Origin of the sequence: Saccharomonospora sp. NPDC046836 (genome assembly GCF_040645195.1) — a bacterium.
Taxonomy (GTDB): Bacteria; Actinomycetota; Actinomycetes; order Mycobacteriales; family Pseudonocardiaceae; genus Prauserella_A.
Genome location: NZ_JBEYXW010000113.1, coordinates 1 through 2554, shown reverse-complemented (window position 1 = coordinate 2554; position 2554 = coordinate 1). Strand labels below are relative to the sequence as shown.

The following is a 2554-nucleotide window of genomic DNA, read 5'->3' as shown; positions in this document are numbered from 1 at the left end:
TGTCAATGGCCATTCTTTTCTCCCCGTGGGCGGCCTGGGGTTTTCCCCGCTGGTGGCCACCTGGATCTCCCCGACGACGGCCAGATAATTCCCCGTCGTGGGTTGGGGTGGATCAGGTCAATGGCATCACTCCCTTGCCGGAGGTGGCTTGCGCGAGCCGGAAGCTGTCACCTTGGGTGACAACGACGTGGGCGTGGTGCAGGAGCCGGTCGACGGTCGCGGTGGCCAGGGTTTTGGGCATGATCTCGTCGAACCCGGAGGGGTGGAGGTTGGAGCTGACCGCGAGGGCGCGGCGTTCGTAGGCGGCGTCGACGAGGCGGTAGAAGCCCTCGGCGGCGTCCGGGCTGACCGGTAGCAGCCCGATGTCGTCGATGATGATCAGGTCGGTGCGGATCAGGCGGGCCAGCGCGCGGGTGATCGAGTCGTCGGCGCGGTGGCGGCGGACCAGGACGCCGAGGTCTTCGATGGTGAACCAGGCGACGGTCATCCCGGCTTCGACCGCGGCTTGGCCGAGCGCTTCGCAGAAGTGGCTTTTGCCGGTCCCTGATGGGCCGCAGACACACAGATTCTCCTTGCGCTGCACCCATTCCAAGGTTTTGAGCGAGTCCTGGGTCGGGCGTGGGATGGTGGATGCTTGCTCGTCCCAGTCGCCGAAGGTCTTCCCTGCGGGGAACGCGGCGCGTTTGCGTCGGGTGCGCAGGTTCGCCGCGTCCCGGCCGGCGGCTTCCTCGGCGAGTAGGACCCGGACGACTTCGGCGGGGTCCCAGCGTTGCGCTTTGGCGGTGGGGATCAGGTCGGTCAGTGTTTTGCGGATATAGGGCAGTTTCAGGCGTTTGGTCAGCTCGATCGCCTCGGCCAGCGGGTCACCGGCCGCGCCTGTGATGGTGCGCATCGGGGTTGTCATAGGTCAGCTCCGTCGGTGGTGTCCTGGGCGCAGCCGGGCAGGCCGAAGTTCGACCAGGCCGAGGTGCCCGGCTGCAGGCTGTGGGTTTCGCTGGCTTGGGTGGGTTTGCCGATCTCGCGGCCGGCTTGGTGGGCCAGGATGCGGATCACGTCGTTCTCGGCGAACCGGCCGGCGATCGCCGCCGTCCCGAGCGCCTGGTCGACCTCGGCGACCGGGTGCAGCTTGGCCAGCGCGACCGCCTCGGCCATCTTCGGCCGGATCCGCCGCGCCCCGGCCGCGGCGGCCTCGATGAGCCAGGCCGCCGCTCCCGGCCCGAGCGCGAGGAACGCGGCCTCCTCGGCCGAGGTCGCCTTCGGGACCCGGTCGCCGGATTTGTCCTCCCTCGGCGGGTAGTGCTCTTCGTTGATCGCGGGAGTTCCGGGCGCGGACCGCGCATGCCGGGCGACTTCGGCCGGGCCGTGCTCGCCGACTGCGGTCACGATCAGCTCGTCGCCGTGAAACCGCGCCCAGACCCGGGTGTCGACCAGCTCGTGCGGCACCGAGTAGCGCACTCCTTCCACTGAGATCGTGCAGTCCCAGTTCACCCGCCGCGTGGTGCCGAACGCGACGGTGAACGCCTGACTGGGCAACGGATGCAACCTCATGCGTTCCTCGGCCAGCGCCTCGGCCGGGCGGCGGCGGGTCTCGCGGTGCGGGCGGTCGTTGACCTGCTCGCAGAACTCACGGCAGGCGGTCTCGAGGTCGGCGAACCTGCGGTACTCGTCGAGCAGATTCGCGTCGGTAGGCACCAGATCGGCCTTGGCGATGCGCACGGTGGCCTCCGAGCCGCCCTTGGTCTGCGGGTCGGCCGGGACACAGGTCCGGATCGTCATCCCGTAGTGCCGCCCAACCTCGACGATCTCCGGGTTGCGCACCGCGATGGTCGCGACATGGTCGACCGACACGGTTTTCTCGTTGTCGGTCAGCGCATAGGTCGGCACCCCACCGATCCGCCGCAATGTCGTGTCCAAACAGGACACAATTGTGGGTAAAGTCTTATCCAGCACCGGAATCACGACCCGGAACCTCGACCATGCCAGCCACGCGCACCACAGCGAGGTGCGCCGCCCGCCGATCTGTGGGCCCTCGCCCCAGTCCCACTGCAGCCACAATCCCGGCTCGGTGATCCACGGCCGGAACACCCGCCGCTGCCCGGCCCGCAGCCGGTCCTTCATCTGCGCCACCGCCCGCCGAGTGGTGCGCTCACCGCCGGTGAACCCCATCGCGGTGATCCGCTTATGGACCACATCCGCCCGGACCCGCCCGCCGGACCGGACCACCAGCTCCTCGATCTTCTCCAGATACTCGTCGATCGGACGAGCCCGATGCTCACGGGCCGCCGGGCTCTGCCCGGCCGCGCGCAGCTGCACATACCGAGCCACAGTGTGATGGTCACACCCCGCCAGCTCGGCCGCCGCGCGGTAACTCCCCGTGAGGTCGTATGCCTCAAGGATCTCCATGATCTCCCTGCTCGTCTTCACCGGCCGACCCTTGCCGACCGGCATCCCGTCATGATCACCGGGGAGATATCTGGCCACCAGCGGGGAAATCACTGGCCACCTATGGGGCGGCAACTGGCCGCCTACGGGGATTTTTCACTGACCGCCGACA

2 protein-coding genes are annotated in these 2554 nt (G+C 68.6%); both read right to left on the bottom strand.

Features of this window, described 5'->3' with window-relative positions; translation table 11 throughout:
• Positions 1-112: 112 nt before the first annotated feature.
• The gene (gene istB / locus ABZ863_RS35515; protein ID WP_358544160.1) at positions 113-892 is read right to left on the bottom strand and encodes an IS21-like element helper ATPase IstB; all 780 of its coding nucleotides are present in this window, start codon (positions 890-892) and stop codon (positions 113-115) included.
• An 8-nt stretch (positions 893-900) separates the two neighbouring features.
• The gene (gene istA / locus ABZ863_RS35510; protein ID WP_358544163.1) at positions 901-2424 is read right to left on the bottom strand and encodes an IS21 family transposase; all 1524 of its coding nucleotides are present in this window, start codon (positions 2422-2424) and stop codon (positions 901-903) included.
• Positions 2425-2554: the final 130 nt, after the last annotated feature.

Bases quoted from the DNA above. Each gene is read 5' to 3' on its own strand.
- istB (WP_358544160.1), bottom strand. From the start codon at position 892: ATGCGCACCATCACAGGCGCGGCCGGTGACCCGCTGGCCGAGGCGATC.